17 protein-coding genes are annotated in these 19,531 nt (G+C 60.0%); 3 read left to right on the top strand and 14 right to left on the bottom strand.

Going from position 1 to position 19,531, the window contains the following annotated elements; translation table 11 throughout:
* The gene (locus ABIZ35_RS11945; RefSeq protein WP_348220130.1) at positions 1 to 792 is read right to left on the bottom strand and encodes a helix-turn-helix transcriptional regulator; all 792 of its coding nucleotides are present in this window, start codon (positions 790 to 792) and stop codon (positions 1 to 3) included.
* Positions 793 to 891: 99 nt separating this feature from the next.
* A complete protein-coding gene (locus ABIZ35_RS11940; RefSeq protein ID WP_348220129.1) occupies positions 892 to 3,540 on the bottom strand; it encodes a hypothetical protein in 2,649 nt (882 codons plus the stop codon).
* A 370-nt stretch (positions 3,541 to 3,910) separates the two neighbouring features.
* On the opposite strand from ABIZ35_RS11940, the gene ABIZ35_RS11935 reads away from it, so the two are divergent.
* Positions 3,911 to 5,383, top strand: a complete 1,473-nt coding sequence (locus tag ABIZ35_RS11935) for a hypothetical protein (protein WP_348220128.1) — start codon at positions 3,911 to 3,913, stop codon at positions 5,381 to 5,383.
* A gap of 249 nt (positions 5,384 to 5,632) precedes the next feature.
* Here the strand turns inward: ABIZ35_RS11935 and ABIZ35_RS11930 are convergent, their stop codons facing one another.
* Positions 5,633 to 8,305, bottom strand: a complete 2,673-nt coding sequence (locus ABIZ35_RS11930; protein WP_348220127.1) for a hypothetical protein — start codon at positions 8,303 to 8,305, stop codon at positions 5,633 to 5,635.
* A gap of 28 nt (positions 8,306 to 8,333) precedes the next feature.
* Entirely contained in the window at positions 8,334 to 10,928 is a 2,595-nt protein-coding gene (locus tag ABIZ35_RS11925) for a hypothetical protein (RefSeq protein WP_348220126.1), read from the bottom strand.
* 595 nt (positions 10,929 to 11,523) lie between these two features.
* Here ABIZ35_RS11925 and ABIZ35_RS11920 point away from each other — a divergent pair.
* Positions 11,524 to 13,263 (top strand): RICIN domain-containing protein, encoded by a 1,740-nt coding sequence (locus ABIZ35_RS11920; RefSeq protein WP_348220125.1) that lies wholly within the window; start codon positions 11,524 to 11,526, stop codon positions 13,261 to 13,263.
* A 276-nt stretch (positions 13,264 to 13,539) separates the two neighbouring features.
* Positions 13,540 to 14,895 (top strand): RICIN domain-containing protein, encoded by a 1,356-nt coding sequence (locus ABIZ35_RS11915; protein ID WP_348220124.1) that lies wholly within the window; start codon positions 13,540 to 13,542, stop codon positions 14,893 to 14,895.
* A gap of 105 nt (positions 14,896 to 15,000) precedes the next feature.
* Here ABIZ35_RS11915 and ABIZ35_RS11910 read toward each other — a convergent pair whose 3' ends face one another.
* From ABIZ35_RS11910 to ABIZ35_RS11865, 10 genes are all read right to left on the bottom strand, one after another.
* On the bottom strand, positions 15,001 to 15,240 hold the full coding sequence (locus ABIZ35_RS11910) for a hypothetical protein (protein ID WP_348220123.1): 240 nt from the start codon (positions 15,238 to 15,240) through the stop codon (positions 15,001 to 15,003).
* Between the two features lie 31 nt (positions 15,241 to 15,271).
* Positions 15,272 to 15,607, bottom strand: a complete 336-nt coding sequence (locus ABIZ35_RS11905) for a hypothetical protein (protein WP_348220122.1) — start codon at positions 15,605 to 15,607, stop codon at positions 15,272 to 15,274.
* A gap of 37 nt (positions 15,608 to 15,644) precedes the next feature.
* Positions 15,645 to 15,950 (bottom strand): hypothetical protein, encoded by a 306-nt coding sequence (locus ABIZ35_RS11900; protein WP_348220121.1) that lies wholly within the window; start codon positions 15,948 to 15,950, stop codon positions 15,645 to 15,647.
* Positions 15,943 to 16,212 carry an SMI1/KNR4 family protein gene (locus ABIZ35_RS11895; RefSeq protein ID WP_348220120.1) on the bottom strand — a complete coding sequence of 90 codons (270 nt, stop codon included), beginning with the start codon at positions 16,210 to 16,212 and terminating at the stop codon, positions 15,943 to 15,945. The genes ABIZ35_RS11900 and ABIZ35_RS11895 overlap by 8 nt, the downstream gene beginning before the upstream one ends.
* Before the next feature lie 11 nt (positions 16,213 to 16,223).
* Entirely contained in the window at positions 16,224 to 16,385 is a 162-nt protein-coding gene (locus ABIZ35_RS11890; RefSeq protein WP_348220119.1) for an SMI1/KNR4 family protein, read from the bottom strand.
* A gap of 75 nt (positions 16,386 to 16,460) precedes the next feature.
* Positions 16,461 to 16,865, bottom strand: a complete 405-nt coding sequence (locus ABIZ35_RS11885; protein WP_348220118.1) for a hypothetical protein — start codon at positions 16,863 to 16,865, stop codon at positions 16,461 to 16,463.
* A gap of 39 nt (positions 16,866 to 16,904) precedes the next feature.
* Positions 16,905 to 17,375: a hypothetical protein gene (locus ABIZ35_RS11880; protein ID WP_348220117.1), complete on the bottom strand. Its 471-nt coding sequence runs from the start codon at positions 17,373 to 17,375 to the stop codon at positions 16,905 to 16,907.
* A 214-nt stretch (positions 17,376 to 17,589) separates the two neighbouring features.
* Complete coding sequence (locus ABIZ35_RS11875; protein ID WP_348220116.1) at positions 17,590 to 17,853, bottom strand: hypothetical protein; 264 nt, start codon at positions 17,851 to 17,853, stop codon at positions 17,590 to 17,592.
* 232 nt (positions 17,854 to 18,085) lie between these two features.
* Complete coding sequence (locus ABIZ35_RS11870; protein ID WP_348220115.1) at positions 18,086 to 18,490, bottom strand: hypothetical protein; 405 nt, start codon at positions 18,488 to 18,490, stop codon at positions 18,086 to 18,088.
* A gap of 118 nt (positions 18,491 to 18,608) precedes the next feature.
* A complete protein-coding gene (locus ABIZ35_RS11865; RefSeq protein WP_348220114.1) occupies positions 18,609 to 19,403 on the bottom strand; it encodes a class I SAM-dependent methyltransferase in 795 nt (264 codons plus the stop codon).
* Positions 19,404 to 19,531: the final 128 nt, after the last annotated feature.

Here is a 19,531-nt window from a genome sequence, read left to right as displayed (position 1 = left end):
TTATGGATTTGCATGGTTGGATAACTTTTGAAACTCCTGGGGTGAACATCCGGCGAACTCCTGAAACGTCCGGATGAAATGCGATTGGTCGGCGTAACCATTGTCGAAGGCGACATCGGAGAGGCTGTCATAACGACGAAGGCGCATCTGCGCGAGCGACGCCTGGAACCGGCAGACGCGCGAAAACAGCTTCGGCGGGATGCCGACCTGCCGTTCAAACCGTCGCTCGAAGGTCCGTTCGGACAATTGCAGATCGTCTCGAAGGTCCTTGAGCGCAATGGCCCCCGACGACTCTTCCATCCGTGCGACGGCGTACCGCGTGACGGGATCGGCCTGGGCTCGCTCGTTCTGAAGCTGGGTGAAAAGATGACGCGCTAGCAGATCGACTTGTCCCTGCACGGTCTCGGTTTCGGCAAGCTGTTCGGGCAAATGCGCGTGGCTCTTCGAGAGCAGGAGGCGAAAGTCCAGGCACGAATCCGTCAGCTCGCGGGCGTGAAATCCAAAGAGCGACTTTAATGCATCGGGTGCAAAACGGACCCCGATTAGCGTCACCTTGCCCGACGCAGACAGCTCGATGTGCCGTGTCGTTTGTCCGTACAGAAACGCCTCCGGCAGCGGCTTGTCCGGGTGACCGCCAAACGCGCCGCCGCGCGGCTGCTGCACGATCAGCCCCGGGCAGCCATCCACCAATGGGCCGAGCGACTGCGGCGCATCCCCATCGTGATCCATCGTCCAGAAATCTCGAACGATCTCCCGGAGATACGCCGGCGGTGGTATTTGCTGATAGGTCATCTCGGTTTACCCTCGCGTCACGGCTGAACTTTCACGCTCGTTTCTATTATACACCGCCCCAATAGAACAAAACCGACATGAGCGGCAGCGCGCCAAACCCTACTTTCCCGCCGTCACGAGATCGGCAAGCGCCGGGAGGGCTTGGGGGGCTTTGGAGCCGTCCAGAACGAAGTTTTCCGCTTTCGCTTGTGAGAAACGACGGAGGCTTCGGATGACGCCTTCCATTGCTTTCGCGGGACCGTAGCTTTCCAGAATGATGAGCGGAACGTTCTGATAGGTCCGTGCGGTAATCAGGGCTTCGGTCACCAGACCGTTCGTGTTGGGCTTGCCGTCGGGGCCGGGGATCGGGATGAGTTTGGCGGCGGGCTGCGGCTGTGTCCAATCGTCCCACGAACCGTACTGACCAATGTACAATGACTCGGACCCGACCGGGGGAACGAGGATAGGGGTGTGGTTCGGACCGGGAGCGTAGGACGCCGGCAGGGCGTCGAACAGGGCGTTCTTGAACGTGTGCTCCGTGCTCGCGCGCAGCGCCGCCCAGGCGTCGTAAAGTTTGCCTTCGACCGGAGCGTCTTCGCCGAAACCGGGGAGGCTGATGTTCGCGCGTGTGGCGCCGTGAAATGGGGAATGGATGTCCAGCGGGTCGGCGTGCAGCGTGCGCAGAGCGGCGAGACGTCCCACGAGGGTATAACCGAGCGCTTGACTGCCGCCCTGAAGCATGCCCTCCACCTCATAGCCGTGCGGGGTAATATCGGTCCAGAGCATCCCCGCGACGCCGGGAATGCGCGACGCCCTGCCGATGAACGCCGCCATTCGGCCGGCGGTTTGCGGGTCGAACGGCGTGACGGTATTATGAGCGCCAGGGCCGCCCTGCTGAGTCACGGCGAATTCCTGCTCGGTGGTGCGCCCCATGACGGTTCGGTCCAGCAGATCTTCGGGAACGTCGGCGCCCCAGGCGAGCACGCGGACGGCGGGGATCAGCGCGATGCGCGCCGCCTGGGCGGATTTCGCGGCGTGGGCCAGAAGCGCGAGCGCGGCGGCGTCGCCCGCGCCGCGAACGCCGAGCGAGACGCGCAGCCAGAGTTCGTTCAGGCCGAGCGCGCGCATGGCGGCGATATTCTTATCGATCTCCTCGGGCGTCTTCGCCTCCAGGAGCACGGCGCGGCGGCGGAATGTTTGGGCGAGCGGCGGCAGAGCGCCTGGCGGCTCGTCGGCCGGCGGCGGTCCGTCTTGGGCGTCGGGATCGCCAAACGGCAGGCCCGGCGTCATGGGCGCATCGACGCCATCAGCGTCGGGAGCGTATGGGAGAATGCGTTCGTAACTTTGGAACATCAGCACCGGCGCGTCGAGCGAGGGGACGACGAACTGGACCATCGGCTCGCATTGCAGGGTAATATCGGCGTCCAGCGTCGTCTTGATATGGTCGCGCGTGTTCGCTTCCTGGATGTGGCGCGCCGCCGTCTGCTGCTCCGGGCTGAGCTGGGCGAAGGGAAGCTTGATCCTGAGCATGTCCCCGCCCATCATCGCCATGGCGTTCGTGTTCGTCTTTAAGTATTTGGTCCGCTGGGGTTCTGTCAGACTGACAGCGTCGGCGGTGAAGGGAATATCGGCGACGGTGTAGTGGACGCCCTCGGGCTGCTTGACGGCGTCGTACGATTTGCCGCTGGGCGCCAGCGCGGCGGCCTTCGCTTCAAACTCTCGCCACATCTCGTGCTTTACGGCGAGGCCGGTCCGATCGTTGGTCAGCACCATCGCGTCGCCTACTTTCCTCCAGGCGCCGCCGACGCAGAGCGCGAGGGCGCGCATGACGTCATAGGTGCGATGAGCCGTCAGTGGGCCGCGCATTGTCACGGATTTCCTGCCGTAGCGGGGATCAGCGTACACGTCCCGGTGCGTTGCGGCGGAGATGACCCGCGCGGCGTCGTCCACGGTTTTGATCGGATCCATGGAGATTTGGACGCGCCATGCGGGATCGTCGTCGCTCAAGTCGCTGGGCTTGAGCGTGTTGGGGATCGTCTCGCGAACGGTCGCGCCGAACTCCCTATCGACAGCGATGCTGGGCGAGTTCATCATGTAGTAGGGCGTGGGCTTGTCCGGCGGCTGGTAATCGTTGGCGAAGACTTCCGAGCCGGGACTGGCCGGGTCCGGGAGCGCGATGCCGGTCTTGTATGCAAGACGCAGGCGCGACTTGCGCAGCTGGTCGGCGGCGATCGTGGTCCGTGGCGCGTCGGGCGTAGCGGCGTCGGAACGTATTATCTCCAGCTTTCCCTCGGGGAAGAGCGCCTCGAACAGACGCTTCTGATCGTTGCGCGTGAGGCTCTCGTAGCCGACGCCGTCTTCGCTCAGAAACGCTTTCCACTGGTCCGCTGAATACGTCGCCGCAAGCAGCTTCACGATCTGCTTGGGCGGCATGCCGTCGTAGATGTTGGGCGTTTCCGGAGGAATGTCGATCACCGTCACCGTCGGCGGCGCGATGGCGTCCACGTCTCCAAAACCACCGATCTTCCGGCCATACACCGTGGCGATCTGCGACGCCGTATCGCCCGCCTCCGCCGGAGCCGCATCCTTTGGCGGCGGGATTAAGTCGGCGTCCACCGCGATGTAAAGGTCCGACTTTGGCGGCGCGGCCTGCGCGAGCGCCTGCGCCAGCGTTTGGGTCGGCGGCTTTGGGGCGTCGCCCTCGGCGCGCGCGATGGGCGCGAGAAGACATAAGGCGGTCATAGCTGCGGTGATGCGATCTGGGGACATGGATTTTCTCCGCCTTTGAATAGATACTCACGAATCCATAACGAGGAAAGCCGAATTTGGTTTCGCAAACGATAAGTTTATGTGTTACTGTTTGGTTGTGTATTTAGCAAATAAATATTTGTAATATTGTTGACTCTTTTGTGTTTTTGGGATATACTTCTGACGAAAGTTGCAAAGAGCCCATCCGCTTCGGCAGGGATGTCGCACGTTCTGTCCTTCTTTTCGGGGAAGTTAAACGATCGAGTGATGTCTTGCCGTCTCTGACGATGGCCGGCGTTTTTCGTGTCGCCCTTCCTCGCATCGAGGAAGGGCTTTTTGCCGTCCGGCAAGTCGCGAAGAACGTTATCCATCGGAAACAACGGAGGCTCACATGGTAATGGTCGCAGATGCTGTCACAGCGACAGTCACAAACTTGCAGCCGGTGCTGGACAACCAGCCCTGGAACGGTTATTCTTACGGCGACGGGCTCAACGTCGCCTCGGGCGCCACGGCGGAGAGCGCCGTGGAGCCGATCAAACTGGGGGCGTTCCCCTCGGTCAATGTCACGCAGAGTTATCAGTATATCTCCACACAGGACGATTACGACAGTCTCGTTTCCACGGAGGTTTCCGGCGCCTACAACAGTCAGACGATCGAAGTCTCGGCGTCGGCTTCATTTATGCGGAGCGTTTCCTACTCCGACACGTCGCTCACGATCGTCGCGTTCTATGAAATCATCAGCAACGGATACGCTCCGCCGGCCACGCCGTATCAGCTGACGGCGTCGGCGCAGAAGGTGGCCGACGCCGACCCCGTGCAGTTCCGCAATCAATACGGCGATTACTTCTGCGCCACCGCCACGATTGGCGCGCGCTTTATCGCGACGTATACGTGCAGCACATCCACCAGCGAATCGCTGATGAAGTTCTCGACGGAGGTCAAGGCGAACAACGACATCATGTCCGCCGCCGGCGCTGCCGCCTTCGAGCAGTCGATGTCGTCGAACAGCGTCAGCGTCAACTGCAACGTCACCATGATCGGCGTTTCCGGGAACCCGCCGCCGATCAACGATTCGCCCGCGAGCATCCCGGACGCCGTGGCGTGGTTCCTCGCCAATAACAGCGCTTCCTCCTTTGTGCCTCAGCGAGCGCGCTTCATCCACTATTCCTACCTCGACAGCAAGATTCCGATCACGCTGCCGATCGACCCGGACAACTTCGCGCTGGTTCAGCAGCTCGGCACGGCGCTCTGGCAATTGCAGTCAGTGATGAACACCCTGCCGGATTACTACCAGACCGCCGCCTACACCGGGGTTCCGCCCGCCGTCACCTTTGGCGGCGCATACACCTATCTCGCCAATGAATTCACGGATTCCCAGGGCGCTCTGCCCTACGATCCCGCAACGACGAACAAGTTTCTGGGACAGGCCCAGGCGCTGGCCGCCGCGCTCCAGGGACCGCTGGCGGTTTACAACTTCTATCTCGGCATTGCGCCCATGGCGGCCTCGGAGCCCGGCGTGGGATCGGGCGGCGACAGCACGCAGGGCTTTGGACTGACGTCCACCACCACGCCCGGCTTGACGGTGCAGTCCGCCAGCGATAACTACAAGGAAGAGTATCATGTCGGCCATCGCGACCATACGTTCCACTGGCCGTGGGCGCCCTACGACGCCTCCAATGTCACGGTCGGCTGGTCGATGCAGGACAACTGGGGCGACGGCACGAACGGCTCGTGGGCGCAGGAAAGCGCGCCGATCATCAATGGGAATACCGCCAGTACAAGCATCCACAGCGAGTACGACCGCGGCTTCAACTGGACGTTCGTGATCTACTTTATCCCCAAGAGCAGCTTCCCCTGGCTGTAGGATAACCGCAAGACCCGTTCGCCGCGAGTTGGGGGCCGGCGGTTGAACGCCCAAAGGGCTCCCGGCCTGCAAGAGCGCGGAAACCCACCTGCGCGGGTTACATTGTCGGAGACATGAGCGTCTTATGTGATATCATATGGGATAAGCATCCGTTTCAGATTATGTAGTCCCCGCAGGGGGACTTCCGCGTTCTTGCAGGCGCGGTTTTTAACCGCCGGCCGCTAACTCGCGGCGTTCTCATTTCCCCCATCATTTCTGATTTTTATCCTGCTTGGCGTCTGCTTTCGCGCGCGCCGCCTCGGCGTCTCGGAGCTGCGTGAGCAGGGCGGGGCGCCGGATGGCGTCGAAGACGACGCCGCGTTCGCCTAATGGGACCAGCTGGCGCAGCGACCCGGCGATGGCGCGGTCGAGAGATTCGTCCTTGGTGTTGGCCGGCATGTAGTCCGGAACGACCCGATATACGAGCGCGCTGGGCATGTGCTCGGGGCTAATCGCGCCCATAATGGGCTGACCGCTGGAGTCCACGGGAGATGTGTACTCGTCGCCAGGCGGCGGCTGGGTGAGATTGTCCCAGGAGCCGTAAAGCACGGAGAGGCTAGTATTGGACGGCGGCACGATGATTGAGAGACGATGGGGACCTGGGGCGAAGACTGAAGGCAGAGCGCCGGCGAGCCAGCGGATTATGCCCTGGCCGCAATCAGACCGCAGTTTGCGCCAATCCGTGTAGAGCGAGCGCTCCAGCTTGAAATCGTCGTCGAAGCCGGGAACGCTCACGTGGGCGCGCTTGTCGGTAAAGTTATTGTTGTGCAGGTCGATCGGGTCGGCATGCTCCTTGCGCAGAAACGCCAGGCGGCCGGCCACGGCGTAGCCCAGCGGCAGGATTGAGCCGCCCATGTCGTCCTCGTTCGCGTCGGCGCGCGCGTACCCCAGGGGGAACGCGTTTTCCCAGACAACGCCCGCGATGCCGCGAACATTCGCCAGCTTGCCCAGCAGCGCCGCAAGGCGACGGCCGACTTCCGGATCGAACGGCGTGACGGTGTCGCGGACATCGGCCATATGCATTTCGCCGATCGCATTTTGCTGCGTCGTCGTGCGCCCCGTCACGGCGCGGTCGATCAAGTCGTCCGAAACGTGATCGCCCCAGGCGAGCAGCGACAGATCGGGATAAACAGCGATGTGAGCCGCCTTGGCTTGTTTCACCGCATCCCCCAGCAGATTCACGGAAGCGTCGTCCTGGGCATTCGCGCCGGGCGTAATCGCCAGCCATAGCTCGTTGATCCCCAGCGCCTTCATTGCCGCAAGGTCTTTTGTCAGTTCGTCCGTGGAGTGCGGCGCCGCGCGAACGGCGCGCCTTGCGAACGCCGTCAGCGTTTTTGCGATGGGGCTGAGGTGTTCGTCCAGTCGCGGCGGCGTCCACGCCTGCAGCAATGGCCCCCAGCGTTTCGCCGTCGCCGCCGCCTGTTCCTGGGGAGTCGCCTTTGGAGTGGGCAGGAGGCCGTGAAGGCTGTCGAGCATCAGCACCGGCGCATCCAGGGAAGGAATGACGATTTGGATCATCGGAGCCGCCTGCATCATCACATCGCCGTCCAGCGATGTCGCCTCATGCTGTTTCGTATTCTGCTCTTGAATCTTTCGGGCGGCTTCCTGCTGCGCGGGAGTCAGTTTGGCGAATGGGAGATAGACCTGGATCATGTCAGTGCTGGGCTCCATGCCATCCTCGCGCCACTTCTTCCAATAGGCGTCCTGCTGGCTCTGCGTGAGCGGATAGGAATCGGCCGTCCATGGGATGTCTTGAATGGTGTAAGGATTAGCGTCCGGGGCCTGTCTGGAAACGGACGCCTCCCCGGCGTCCTGAGCCGCCTTCGCCTTTTCCTCAAACTCCTTCCAAAGCTGATGCTTGGCGCCCAGACCGACGAGATCGTCCGTCAGGACATACGCGGAGCCGACCTTGCGATACGTTCCGCCGACGCAGAGCGCGAGCGCCCGCATCAAATCCAAGGCCCGAACGGACTGCGACGGTCCTATCACTGTCAGCGTCTTTTTCGCATAGCGCGGATCGGCGTAAATCTCGCGGCCTGTCGCGGCTGCGATAGCTCGCACGGCCTTGTCCACAGTCGCAAGTCCGGCGCTGGATACGGCGGCGCGCAGGGCTGCATCGTCCGCGCCCAGGTCATTCGCCTTGAGTGTGTTTGGGATCGTCTCGCACACGGTCGCTCCATACTCCTTGTCCACATTCCCGCTCGGCGAGTTGGTCATGATAAATGGCGTAGGCTGGTCCGGCGAAAAATAGTCGTTGGAAAACATGTGCGCCCCGGGCTGGGCCGGAAGGGAGAGCGCCATGGTAGTCTTGTACGCCAGCCGCAGGCGCGCGGGCTTCAGCGCATCGCCCTTGACATATTGGGCGCCCGAGCCATTCGGAGAAAACCGCTGCACCGCGATTTGCTGATCCGGAAACAGCGCCGCAAACAGCGCGCGCTGACGGCTTGTCGTGAGGTCTGAATACCCCACGCCGGTCTCGCTCATAAATTCCTTCCACTGATCGGCGCTGAAGCTCCCAGAGAGCATTTGGATCAGCTTCTCCGGCTCCATGCCGTCATAAGGATCGACCTTGTCCGGCGGAACGTTCACCACGGTGATCGTCGCCGGCGCAATGGCGTCCACATTCCCGAAACCGCCGACCCTGCGCCCGAACACAGTGGCGACTTGCGTCACGCTGTCTCCCGAAGCCGCCGGCGTGATGTTCTCCGGCAGAGTGACCTTCTCCGCATCAACGGTAATGTAAATCTCGGATTTTGGCGGCGCGGCCAGCGCGAGCGCCTGGGCCAATGTTTGGACTGGCGGCTTGGGCGCATCACCCTCGGCGTGCACTACCGACGCCAGCAGAGAAAGGGCGAGGATCGTGGTAGGATAGCGTGGAATCATAATGGTGTTTGATGCTTGCTTGCTGGTTTTACTTCGCATTTTTTACGGCGTCGGCGAGGCGCGGGAGGATGCGTGGGTCGGCGGCGGTGAAGACGATATTTGGAACCTTGTCGTCGAGCCATTCCTGGATTTGTCGGGAGACGTCGCGCAGGACTTCTGGGGGCGCGGTGTCGTCCGGCTCTCCGAGGGATACGGAGTGATAGACGGTTTCCGACGCCATGGACTGCACGCCGGATCCGTCGGCTGCGGGTTTGCCGTCGGGGCCTGGGAAGGGGATCACGGTGACCGCCGGCTGTGGCTTCGCAGTGTCGTCCCAGGAGCCGTAGACGCGGTAAAGATCGCCGTCGGCGGGCGGCGTGATGATCGGCGATGAGTGCGGACCGGGGCTGTACGAGGCGGGCAGAGCGCTGGCGATGGCGGCGACGAAGGCGCGACGGGCGGTGACGCGCAGCTTGGACCAGGCGTCGTACATCTGGGCGTTTGTTCCGTTATCGCCGAAGTCGGGCAGGGTGATGTTGGCGCGCATATCGAGGCCGTGGGATAGTGTCAGGTCGAGTGGGTCGGTGTGTGAGGCGCGCAGGGAGGCGAGGCGGCCCGGCGCGGCGTAGCCCAGGAGGGGCGGGTTGTAGAGCGAGCGTTTGTCGGTATAACCTGGCGGCGCGGAATCGGTCCACAGCATGCCCGCGACGCCGGGGAGGCGCGCGGCTTTGCCGACGATCGCCGCCATTCGCTGGATTGCCTCCGGCGCGAAGGGGGTGACGGTATCGTCCGTGGCGCCCAGGATCGTGCGGTCTTTCAAACCTTCTGGCGCTTTGTCGCCCCAGGCCAGCAGGCGAAACGCGGGGTAAAGGGCGATGTGCGCCGCCTGCGCGCCTTTGGCCGCATGGCGCAGCAGATCGAGCGCCGTGTCGTCACCCTCGCCGTCCGCGCCGAGCGGGACACGCAGCCAGAGTTCATTCAGGCCGAGCGTTTTTAGCGCCGCAATGTTCTTGTCGATTTCTTCGACCGTTCCTGCTTCCACGAGGGCGGCGCGGCGGCCGAATGTATGGATCATCGCGCGCATCTCGTCGGCGGTCGGCGCCTTGTCCGGCAGGGGGGGTCCGGCTTTGGCGGCCTGCGATTCGGCTTCGTCGCGCTGGGCTCTGGCGATCGCCGCATCGGATATGGCCAGGTAGGGTAGGAGGATCTCGCAGGCGTTCGGAACAATCACCGGGACTGGGATCGACGGCATGAGGATTTCCACCATCGGCTCGGACTGGATCATCACATCGCCGTCCAGCGTCGATGCGATGTGATCCTTCGCATTCGCCTCCTGAATGTGGCGCGCGGCGTCCTGCTGCACGGGCGTCAAGTCGCGGAACGGAAGCGTCAATTGGATCATATTCGATCCAGACATGGAGCGCGTATTGTCTTCCTCGAACTTCTTCCAGTACATCTCCCGTTCTTTGTCAGAGAAGGGAAAGTCGTCGCCGGTCGAGGGAATATCCTTCACGGTGAACGCCGCGCCATCCGGCTGCGTTGCCGGCGTGTAACGGTCGCCGGTGGGCGCCAGCGCCTCGGCTTTGGCCTCGAACGCCTTCCACAGCTCTTGCTTGACGGCGAGTCCAATACGGTCGTTGGTCAGCACGAGACTCGGGCCCACCTTGCGCCACGCGCCGCCGACGCACATCGCGAGCGCGCGCATGAGATCGTAGGCGCGGCGCGGAGCAGCCGGCCCGGCCATCGTGACGGTCTTCTTGCCATAGCGTGGGTCTGCGTAGACCTCGCGCTGCGTAGCGGCGGCGACGGCGCGCGCCACATCGTCCACGGTGCGCGCGCCGACGAGCGGGACGAGGGTTTTCCAGGCTGCGTCGTCGCTGTCCAGATCGCTGGGTTTTAAAGTATTGGGGACCGTCTCGCGCACCCATGCCCCAAACTCACGGTCCACATTATTGCTTGAGGAGTTCGACATTACGTAAAAGCCCGGGCTGTCCGGTGGAGTGTAGGAGCCGGCAAAGACGTGCGAGTTCGGCTCACCCGGTACGGAGAGCGCGATGTCGGTCCTGGTGGCGAGGCGCAGGCGGGCGGCGCGCAGCGAATCCCCGCTCAGCTCCGTGGGCGATTGCTGGGCGCCGCTGGGATCGAATCGGACCGCCAGCATTTTTCCATCCGGAAAGAGGGCTTCGAATATGCGCCGCTGATCGTCCCGCGTCAGGCTGGCGTAAGCAAGTCCGTCCTCGCTCAAAAACGCCCGCCACTGCTCCTTGGAAAATGTTCCCGCGAGCAGCTTGACGATCTGCTTCGGCTCCATGCCGTCATAGACATTGGGCGTGTTCGGCGGAACGTCCACGACCATGACCGTGCGCGGCGCGATGGCTTCGACATCTCCAAAGGCGCCCACGTTTTGGCCGAACGCCTGCGCCGTTTGCGCCGCCGATTCGCCGTCAAACAGCGCCGGCCCATCCTTGGGCGGCGTCACCTGATCGGCACCCACGGCAATATAAAGTTCAGACTTCGGCGGCGCGGCTAAAGCGAGCGCCTGCGCCAGCGTCTGCGGCTTCGGCGCATCACCAGCGGCGCGCGTTGTGGGAGCGGCTAGAACGAAACAGCAGATTAGCGGCGCGGCGGAGCGTCGATAGTTCATGAAATTTGCCCTGCCAATTGTTTGTGATACGAATATTATAACGAAGGAGAGAACATTTCGTTTCGCGGTCTCTTGGGAAATTATTGATGAGTCGGGGGGCCCCTAACCCCCCAACTCGCTAAGGCTCGTTTCCCCTCTTCCCTGCGAGCCGCTTCGCGGTGGGAAGTGGGTGCTGATCACTTGAGACGACATGGCTCTTGACATAGGGCTACCAAGACAAGCGTATCTGTTCTCTTCTTCGTTGACTGCGCCAAGAGCTATGTCGTCAGTAATTACTAGCTCCCACTTCCCACCGCGAAGCGGCTTGCAGGGAAGGGGGAAAGCGCGCTAAAGCGCCGGGGGGTTAGGAGCCCTCGTCTCAGTATATTTGAACCCATTATGGCGCCTATGGATTCCATTTATGGTTTTTGATGGTCCAAAAAGTGATTGACGGATCGTGTTACTTTTGCTATAATAGCTCAGCTTAACCGGTTAGGTTGTTCTGGCGCGGTTACCACGGCGGTAAGCAAACGAGTCTCGTCGTTGCAACGACCCTATTGATGTGTTTTAAAGTTACTATCGCTGTCTATGAGGACATATGAAGGAGACATCTCGAATGAAACATTGGAGCTGGAAACAGGGGGCTTGCGCGGCGGCGCTTTCCTTGGGGATATTGATCGCCGGCGCGAGCGGGGCGTCGGCCTCGAACACGGGCGTCTTCGGTGGCGGGCCGCTTTACATCAATGCGGCGGCGCATATCGCGGAGCTCAAGAACTCGGGCTTTACGGAAGTGGTCGTTTGGAATATGGCGGTTTCGACCGCCGGGGATCTGAACTTCAATGGAGAATTTCCCGTCTGCGCGAACGGCGCCTATACCGGCGGCGCGACCCACTCTGACTTCGCGGGCAATATGGCGATCCTGAAGCAGGGCAGTGTGCGCAGGGTCACGTTTAGCGTGGGGTCGTCCAATGTTGGCGACTTCCAGCACATTCGAGATTTGATCAATGCGCAGGGAACGGGCAGCACAAGCGCGCTTTACAAGAACTTCGCTGCGCTCAAAGCCGCCATTCCCTCGCTGGACACCATCGATCTCGACGATGAGAATTGCTACGACACGACAACGATGGTGAAGTTCTGTGTGATGCTGTCAGACCTGGGTTACACCGTGGCGCTCGATCCGTACCAGAACAGCGGGTTCTGGACGGGCGTCGCGTCGCAGGTCAACAGCCAGCGGCCGGGGACGATCGACTCCGTTCACCTCCAGTGCTATTCCGGCGGCGGCGGCAACAGCCCGTGCTCCTGGAACTTCGGCGGCATTCCCGTGTATCCCGGCCTGGACAGCGGATCCCAAAATCCGTCTCAGGTTTCTTCGACCCTGGCGGGATGGAAGAGCACGTGCGGGATTACTGGCGGCTGGATGTGGCTCTATGACGGCTTCCAGGGCAATGCGGCGGCCTACGCCTCGGCGATCAATAACACCATCGGCGGTCCGCGGCAATACGCCCCGTACTTTATGCTCGTCAATCAAAACAGCGGCAAGTGCCTGGACCTGAGCGGCGGCAATATGGCCAACGGTGCCGTCACCAACCAGTGGAGCTACGACTACAACGGCGCGAACGAGCGCTGGACGCTCATTCCCACGGAGAATAACGACCACTTCAAGATCGTTTCCTGGGTCAGCGGCAAGGCCGTTTCGGTGTCCGGCGACTCGACGGCGAATAGCGCGCAGCTCGTCGCCTGGGACTACAATAACGATTCGAGCCAGCAGTGGGATTTGGTGGACGCGGGCAACGGCTGGTACAACATCAAAAACGTGCGCAGCGGCCTGCTGATGGATGTTTCCGGAGGCAGCACCGCCGACAACGCCAAGATCCAGCAGTACGCCAACACCAACACCGCCGCGCAGCGCTGGCGCTTCCAGCCGTGGGGAACCTACAATATCGAAGGCTTCAGCGGCAAGTATGTTTGCGTCCAAGCGGGTGGCAGTGCGAACGGCGCGAAGATCGTTCAATATCAGTACCAGAGCAATCCCTGGTTCCGATGGAGCTTCACGGGTGAGGGCGACGGATTCTACGGCGTCTTCAGCCAGAACGCGACCACCCGCGCGATCAGCGTCATCAACAGCTCCAGCGCGGCGGAAACGAAAACACAGCTCTGGGACTACAACGTCAATAACATCGGTGACCAGAAGGTACGTATCATTCCCAAAACGAACGGCCATTACCGGTTCTTCTTCAAGCACGACGATATGAGCTGGGATATCGCCGGGGGCCTCCCCGGCAACGATGTCCCGCTTCAGCAATATCCCGACAATAATTCCATCGCGCAGGAGTTCTCCCTGGTGCGGGTTCCGTAACGGTCCCGCGTGCTCAATAGACAACGACGGCGGGCGGGAGTATTTTAGATACTCCCGCCCGCTTTCGTTTGCGCCTGCATGGTAACAGTCTAATTTAAATATGGTATCAGATGGTCCAAATAATTGTTGACGGATTGAACTTCGTTTGCTATAATGGCGCATGTCGCCTAATCGTATAGACAGAAAGTGTTCTGTTGCGATTATTGCAGTATTGATAAAAATGTGTAAAGACGATTATCGCTGTCTATGACGACAAGCCTCAGGGAGACATTACTCATGAAACATGGTCTTTGGAAACAAGCGCGCGCCGCGCTGTCGGCGGCGGCGTTCTCGGGCGCCTTGCTGATCGCGGGCGCGGCGGCGCCGAACGCGGCGTCGGCGGCTCAGTCGGGTGTGTTTGGCGGAGGGCCGCTGTATATCAACGCCGCAAGCCACATCACCGAACTCAAGAACTCGGGATTTATGGAAGTGATTGTGTGGAACATCGCCGTTTCCAGCACGGGAGACATGAACTTCAACGGGGAGTTTCCGGTCTGTTCGAACGGCTCCTACACAGGCGCTTCCACCCACTCCGATTTTGCGGGCAACATGGCCAGTCTGAAGCAGGGCAGCGTCAAGCGCATCACGTTCAGCGTCGGGTCGTCCAATGTCGGCGACTTCCAGCACATCCGGGACTTGATCAACGCGCAGGGGACAGGCTCAACCAGCATCCTTTACCGAAACTTTGCGGCGCTCAAGGCCGCCATTCCCTCGCTGGATTGCATCGATCTCGACGATGAGAACTGCTACGATACCAGCACGATGGTGAAGTTCTGCGTGATGCTGGGAAATCTGGGCTATAAAGTCGCGCTGGATCCGTACACGAACAGCGGTTTCTGGACGACCGTTGCGTCGCAGGTCAACGCCCAGCGAGGCGGCACGATCGATTCTGTTCACCTTCAGTGTTACTCGGGCGGCGGTAACAACAACCCCTGCTCGTGGAACTTCGGCGGAATTCCCGTCTATCCCGGCGTGGACAGCGGCAACGGTTCCGCCAACACGCAGACGCTGATGACGAACTGGAAGAACCAGTGTCAAATATCCGGTGGCTGGATGTGGCTTTACGACAGTTTCCAGGGCAACGCGGCGGCCTACGCCTCGGCGATCAACAACGGCATCGGCGCGTCCACCATCCCGAACGGCGTCTATGAGATCGCCGCCGCCACCACCGGTAACGCCCTGGATTGCTACGGCAACGGCAACACCAACGGCACAGTCATTCAGCTCTGGCCATACGCGAACACCAACAATCAGAAGTGGCAGGTCAACAGCCTGAACAACGGCTACTACTCGATCCGCACGATCAACCCCGACGGCACGATCGGCCGCAGCCTGGACTGCACCGGCTGCAGCCCGAACGACAATACGTATATCGAGCTGTGGGACTGGAACCGCAATTCCTCCTGCCAGCAGTGGGCGATCACACCGACCACCGGCGGCAAGTTCAAGATCAGCACCGCCGGAACAAAGAGCGACGGCACGCACGACGTCCTCGACGGCCAGGGCTGCTCCGGCGCCAACAACACCCGCATCCTCCTCTGGAGCTGGAGCGGCGGCGGCTGCCAGCAGGAGTGGTTCTTCTACCTGCGGTAAGGGGTAGGGGGGGCAAAGAGGCGAATGATGCATTTTGCTTGTCAACATGCATCATTCGCCGGCTATCCAGATCATCTAACGTCGTGTACGAGTAAGCCTCATACCTTACCCTGGCTTCGACCGCCCGGTAAACCCGACGATGGCGGCGGCGAGCATTCCGATGAACGGGGCGCAGCTTGTGAGGAGCGTCCCCGGCAGACCCGCCATATCCCCGCTGTCATGAGCCTGCTCGTATGACGAGAGGAAGTATCCAATCAAGCCGCTGACAATCGCCGCGCCGACGCCCGCCGCCACCGCCTTGAGCACGACGGGCATTCCCTTACTTTTCTGTTTGTTAGTCGTCACGTTAGATACCGCCGTTCCTCTCCAATGATCGTTACAAATAATCCTTCAGCGCTTCCAGAAACACGTCGCCGGCGTCCCAGATCTGCTGCACCGGACACGTCACCCGAATCATCGTCTCCGCCGACGCGACCGCCACCACGAATAGCCCCCGATACTCCGTCACCGCCGGCACTTCCATGCCCTCGGGATTGGCCCACTGGTTCTCACTCGCCTCCGCCTTCCGCTGCGCCTCAATGAGCGCGATCGCCTGATAAGTCTTATGATCGATCACCAGCACCGCCGGCCGCAATCCCGCTTCCTCCAGCGACTCCTTCTGATCGTCGATCACACGCACCGCCATCCGGACAATCTTGATTGGGTCTTCCATACTTGCTGCTGCTTACTTCCTGTCGTGTCGTTCTCTTCTAATCCGGCTGCGCCTGTCCATAAGCGTAAATCAACTTATTCGCAATGCCTCGAAGTCTCTCACGCTGCGTATTCAAGCCGATATTGACTGTTTCCTGTTGATGGAGATGATCCATCAGACGCTCGACATCGGCGCCGCCATGCAGAAGTTTGAGGATACCCGGCGCATAGCCGTCGTATTCGTCCAGCGCCAATGGTGGTCCGAACACGCCGATCGGGTCCCAGTCGACAATGAGTATGAGTCGAATGACCCCAAGCTGGGAGGCGAAGGGCGTCCAGTCCGTGCGAAATTGCTGTTTACTCAATATTCTCCATCTCAGTATTGTCATATTCGCCGATCCAGACCATTTCGATCCATGTCGCCAGATCGTCCCATCGATCCGGCGCTGGTCCGTTGTGATCCCAATACACCACTTCTGGAGAATCGCCGAGTGCGCTCATGCAGAAGTAGTTACCGTTGTCCGGACAGAATGGGAGTAAAGTTCTGGGTAATCCATGCTCCCAGGCATTCTCAGCGTTGAAAATTAACGAAAGGTAGGGCGCTTCGTGCAGCGCGAATGGTTCCATAGAGCCGTATGTCAAGAGCTTGCTTCCATGAGGAACCGTCGATAGTCAGGATGAAAGCACACGTTCAATCGCTGTTCGGCGTTTGCCGCATCGTCCGGCGTGGGGGCGAAGAGTGATGTCGGCGTTTCTTCGTGTACGCGGCGCAAGTGATCGATGGCTTCGGATATGTTCATATGGCTATGCTCTCGGGATATCGATCGGAAAGTGCTCCGCGTATCCGTGATCGTTTGATCATTGGAATAGTAATATTATGACTCCTGACAGGCAGGTTTCGCCTTGACGTATGCTTCAAGAATCTCCTGCGCCTCTGCGACATCAAGCGTCAAGCCGTTTTTCGATGGACTCCAGCCGACGTCGAGCGCGCCTTCGATCAAGCACGCAACGAGCTTTGGCGTGATGGCGCACGCTCCCCAGGCGCTTTCCAGCATCGTTATGGACATCTCGGCGAATAGCTGGTTTCCGAGATGTTCAGCTGGAAAAACCTGTAACTGTAGTAGGTCGTAGAACGCGGTGCTGCGCATCGGCGCATCTGGCCGCGTACTGGATGCGACGAGAAAATATGTGGTTCCGTCCCCGATATTATTCAGACGCCAAACGTAATTTTGTTCGCGGACAAAGATGCGCCGCCCGGCGCGCTTTCGTGTGAGTGTCATGATTTTTCGTTCGATTCTTAGCAATCGAGAGAAAGCTGATTAGGACGATGTCACTTCCCCTGATCTGTCGAGATAATAATCTTCACACCAGTAAAAGACGAAATCCCCTTGCTCCTGCCGTATTCGTATATCTTCCTGCAACTCCGCAAGTTCTTCTGCATCGAAGTTCTCGGGATTACGTAAAACCTCCAAATAGTGATCAGGTAAATCTTGAATGCCAACCCAGATATCTTTAAGGAAAAACTGCTTTACGGAAATTGTCGCTGGCGTAATCCCCAACTCTGCACGCCAACTTTTCAGGTGCTCGGACAATTCATCGAAACTCAGATCCGGTGGGAAGTCCTTCACCACAACTTCCACATAATTTCCATCGGCGTCAAACTTCACCATAAGCAGAGTGGGCATTTGCACGCCAAGTATAGCTTGGCCGCCATCTGATAGGCGCCCAGTGTGGAAATAGAATGTATTGTTTTGAATACTGTAGGAATGCCGCGCTGAGTTTGTGTTCATGATCTCTTGAGTGTCATAATATCTATATCGATTCTATCGTACTTTTTATCAAATTTACGAGTTCTGGAACGCATTCTTTTTCGGCGCAATCACTTCAGCAGGAATATTATGGCGCCTTGCAAACACAAAGCGGGCGCTTTCCGTCATGGAAAGCGCCCGCCTTTTAAATCTCGCCGATATTGAGTTTGTGTCGCGTCGTATCCGTCAAATCGAGTTACTGGTTCTGCTGGTTTTGCTGGCGAGAGTTGCCGGCGTTTTGCTGATTGCTATTGTCGTTTCCGCTTTGATCCTGCTGATTGTCGCCAGCGCGGCCAGTGTCGGCGTTCTGTCCCTGGTCGTTGCGGCGGGTGTTGTCCGCGCCCTGCTGCTGGTTGGTGTTTCCTTGGGCCTGGTCCTGCTGCGAAGCTTGGTTCCGCTGGTTGTCGTCGTTCTGCTGCTCGTTGTCGTTGGAATTAACACCACTGTTGTTGTTTGCCATGGGTCTGTCCTTTCGTCGCTGAAATTCGCAGAGATGCAGGGACGTTTGCTGTTCCCCACAACCGAGTATAGCCAGGACGAAAAGGGACTAAACGAGGCAGGCGTAAGTTATTTGCGCATTGGAACGAGATGTCTTCGTTCTTTAGGCGATCTCAGCTTGTGTTTGAGAATAATACGAAGCCTCATGAAGGCGAAGTATTGCCGAGCGCGCCAGAACTCTCCCTGACAGATTATCACGGTCGGAACGCGAGCACACTCACTCCTGTCGCCTGTTCCAAATTTCGGCGCTGCGTTCCAGTGAGAGGATTGCAAAAGACGACAGCATCTGCCTGTAACTGGCCGACCAATTCCACCAGCTCGGCAGCTTTGCCTACTCCAATGCAGGTCGAGGCGCTGAGAGGCGATCGAAACTTCTTCGATCCGCCCGGCCTTCGTGCGCGCGATACGCCGCGACGCTGAATCAGCGTTCCGACGATCATGGCTCCCCTGGCTTCGACAGCGGCGGTCACAGCAGCCACGAGCGGCTGGTCTTCATCACCCTTGGCCGGAACCAGGGCCGCGATGATGACACGCACGCCAGGCTGTAAGGTGGTGATAAATTGTTCGGCGTTGGTGCGCTTCTGTGTCGGTGGTGTCACTCTGGATGAACTCCATTTCGGCGTTACCGTCACAGATAATATCGCCTCGACTTGCCACTACAGCAAAGGATCTGAAATTTTGTCATAACATGTGTCGATCTATGCTGCCGAGGGACATTTATCTGAGCCGCAGCCGCGCCGCGAGCACCATGGGGAACTCGTGGAAGTTGCGCATGTCCAGGGATCGTTTGTCGGAGGCGGCGCTCTCGAACGCTGGCTCTAAGAGGCCGTCAAGGGCAAAGCCGTGTTGGAAGGCGGGGGCGAGGAGGGCGCTCAGGGGGCGGTGGAAGGTGTACTGCGTGCGGGGCTGACCGACGATGCCGATGGCCTGTGTGGGGGCGAGACCGTTGTACTTCATGACGCGCATGGAGTGCTGGACGACGATCTCGCCATTCCGGTCGGCTTGTTCAGCGGTGCGAACGCAGTCGTTGGTGTTGAAGCTGGGGTGGCAGATCGTGAACACGAAGCGGCCGCCGGGTTTGAGCGTTTGGGAGAGCGCATGAAAGAGGGGGGCGATCTCGATCATATCGAACAGGGCCATGTTGCACACGGCGGCGTCGAACGCGGCGGCGGGTAGCGTGGCGAGCTGATCGGCGTCGGCGGCGTCGAGCTGCTGGAACTCGATCTTGTCATTCGCGCTCGTGAACTTTTGGCGGGCCAGCCGCACCATCTCCGCGCTCACATCGGTGGCGAGCACGTGCGCGCCGAGCTCTACCAAGCGGCGGGCGAAGAGGCCCGTGCCGCAGGCGATTTCCAGCACGCGCTCGCCGGGCTGGATTTCCAGCAGACACTCGGCGGACGGCGCGACCAGCTCCTGGTGGAACGTGTTGCCCTGCTCGCCCATATGCGCATCCCAGAACGCGGCGTTTGCCTCCCAGACATCGCGAACATCGTTGTGAGTGATCTTTTCCATAGAGGATTTTCGCTTCTGCCTGCCCTGATCAACGCTGCCTAACCCCCCGCCGAAGTAAACTTCGACTTCCCCCTTCCCTGCAAGCCGCTTCGCGGTGGGAAGTGGGAGCTAGTAATTACTGACGACAT

The sequence above is a fragment of the Capsulimonas sp. genome (genome assembly GCF_039929585.1).
In the GTDB taxonomy this organism is placed as follows: Bacteria; Armatimonadota; Armatimonadia; order Armatimonadales; family Capsulimonadaceae; genus Capsulimonas.
This window is presented reverse-complemented; position numbering and strand designations above follow the sequence as displayed.

Excerpts from the sequence above, each read along its gene's own strand:
- ABIZ35_RS11945 (WP_348220130.1), bottom strand. The coding sequence starts at position 792 with ATGACCTATCAGCAAATACCACCGCCGGCGTATCTCCGGGAGATCGTT.
- ABIZ35_RS11940 (WP_348220129.1), bottom strand. The coding sequence starts at position 3,540 with ATGTCCCCAGATCGCATCACCGCAGCTATGACCGCCTTATGTCTTCTC.
- ABIZ35_RS11935 (WP_348220128.1), top strand. The coding sequence starts at position 3,911 with ATGGTAATGGTCGCAGATGCTGTCACAGCGACAGTCACAAACTTGCAG.
- ABIZ35_RS11930 (WP_348220127.1), bottom strand. The coding sequence starts at position 8,305 with ATGATTCCACGCTATCCTACCACGATCCTCGCCCTTTCTCTGCTGGCG.
- ABIZ35_RS11925 (WP_348220126.1), bottom strand. The coding sequence starts at position 10,928 with ATGAACTATCGACGCTCCGCCGCGCCGCTAATCTGCTGTTTCGTTCTA.
- ABIZ35_RS11920 (WP_348220125.1), top strand. The coding sequence starts at position 11,524 with ATGAAACATTGGAGCTGGAAACAGGGGGCTTGCGCGGCGGCGCTTTCC.
- ABIZ35_RS11915 (WP_348220124.1), top strand. The coding sequence starts at position 13,540 with ATGAAACATGGTCTTTGGAAACAAGCGCGCGCCGCGCTGTCGGCGGCG.
- ABIZ35_RS11905 (WP_348220122.1), bottom strand. The coding sequence starts at position 15,607 with ATGGAAGACCCAATCAAGATTGTCCGGATGGCGGTGCGTGTGATCGAC.
- ABIZ35_RS11895 (WP_348220120.1), bottom strand. The coding sequence starts at position 16,212 with ATGGAACCATTCGCGCTGCACGAAGCGCCCTACCTTTCGTTAATTTTC.
- ABIZ35_RS11890 (WP_348220119.1), bottom strand. The coding sequence starts at position 16,385 with ATGAACATATCCGAAGCCATCGATCACTTGCGCCGCGTACACGAAGAA.
- ABIZ35_RS11885 (WP_348220118.1), bottom strand. The coding sequence starts at position 16,865 with ATGACACTCACACGAAAGCGCGCCGGGCGGCGCATCTTTGTCCGCGAA.
- ABIZ35_RS11880 (WP_348220117.1), bottom strand. The coding sequence starts at position 17,375 with ATGAACACAAACTCAGCGCGGCATTCCTACAGTATTCAAAACAATACA.
- ABIZ35_RS11875 (WP_348220116.1), bottom strand. The coding sequence starts at position 17,853 with ATGGCAAACAACAACAGTGGTGTTAATTCCAACGACAACGAGCAGCAG.
- ABIZ35_RS11865 (WP_348220114.1), bottom strand. The coding sequence starts at position 19,403 with ATGGAAAAGATCACTCACAACGATGTTCGCGATGTCTGGGAGGCAAAC.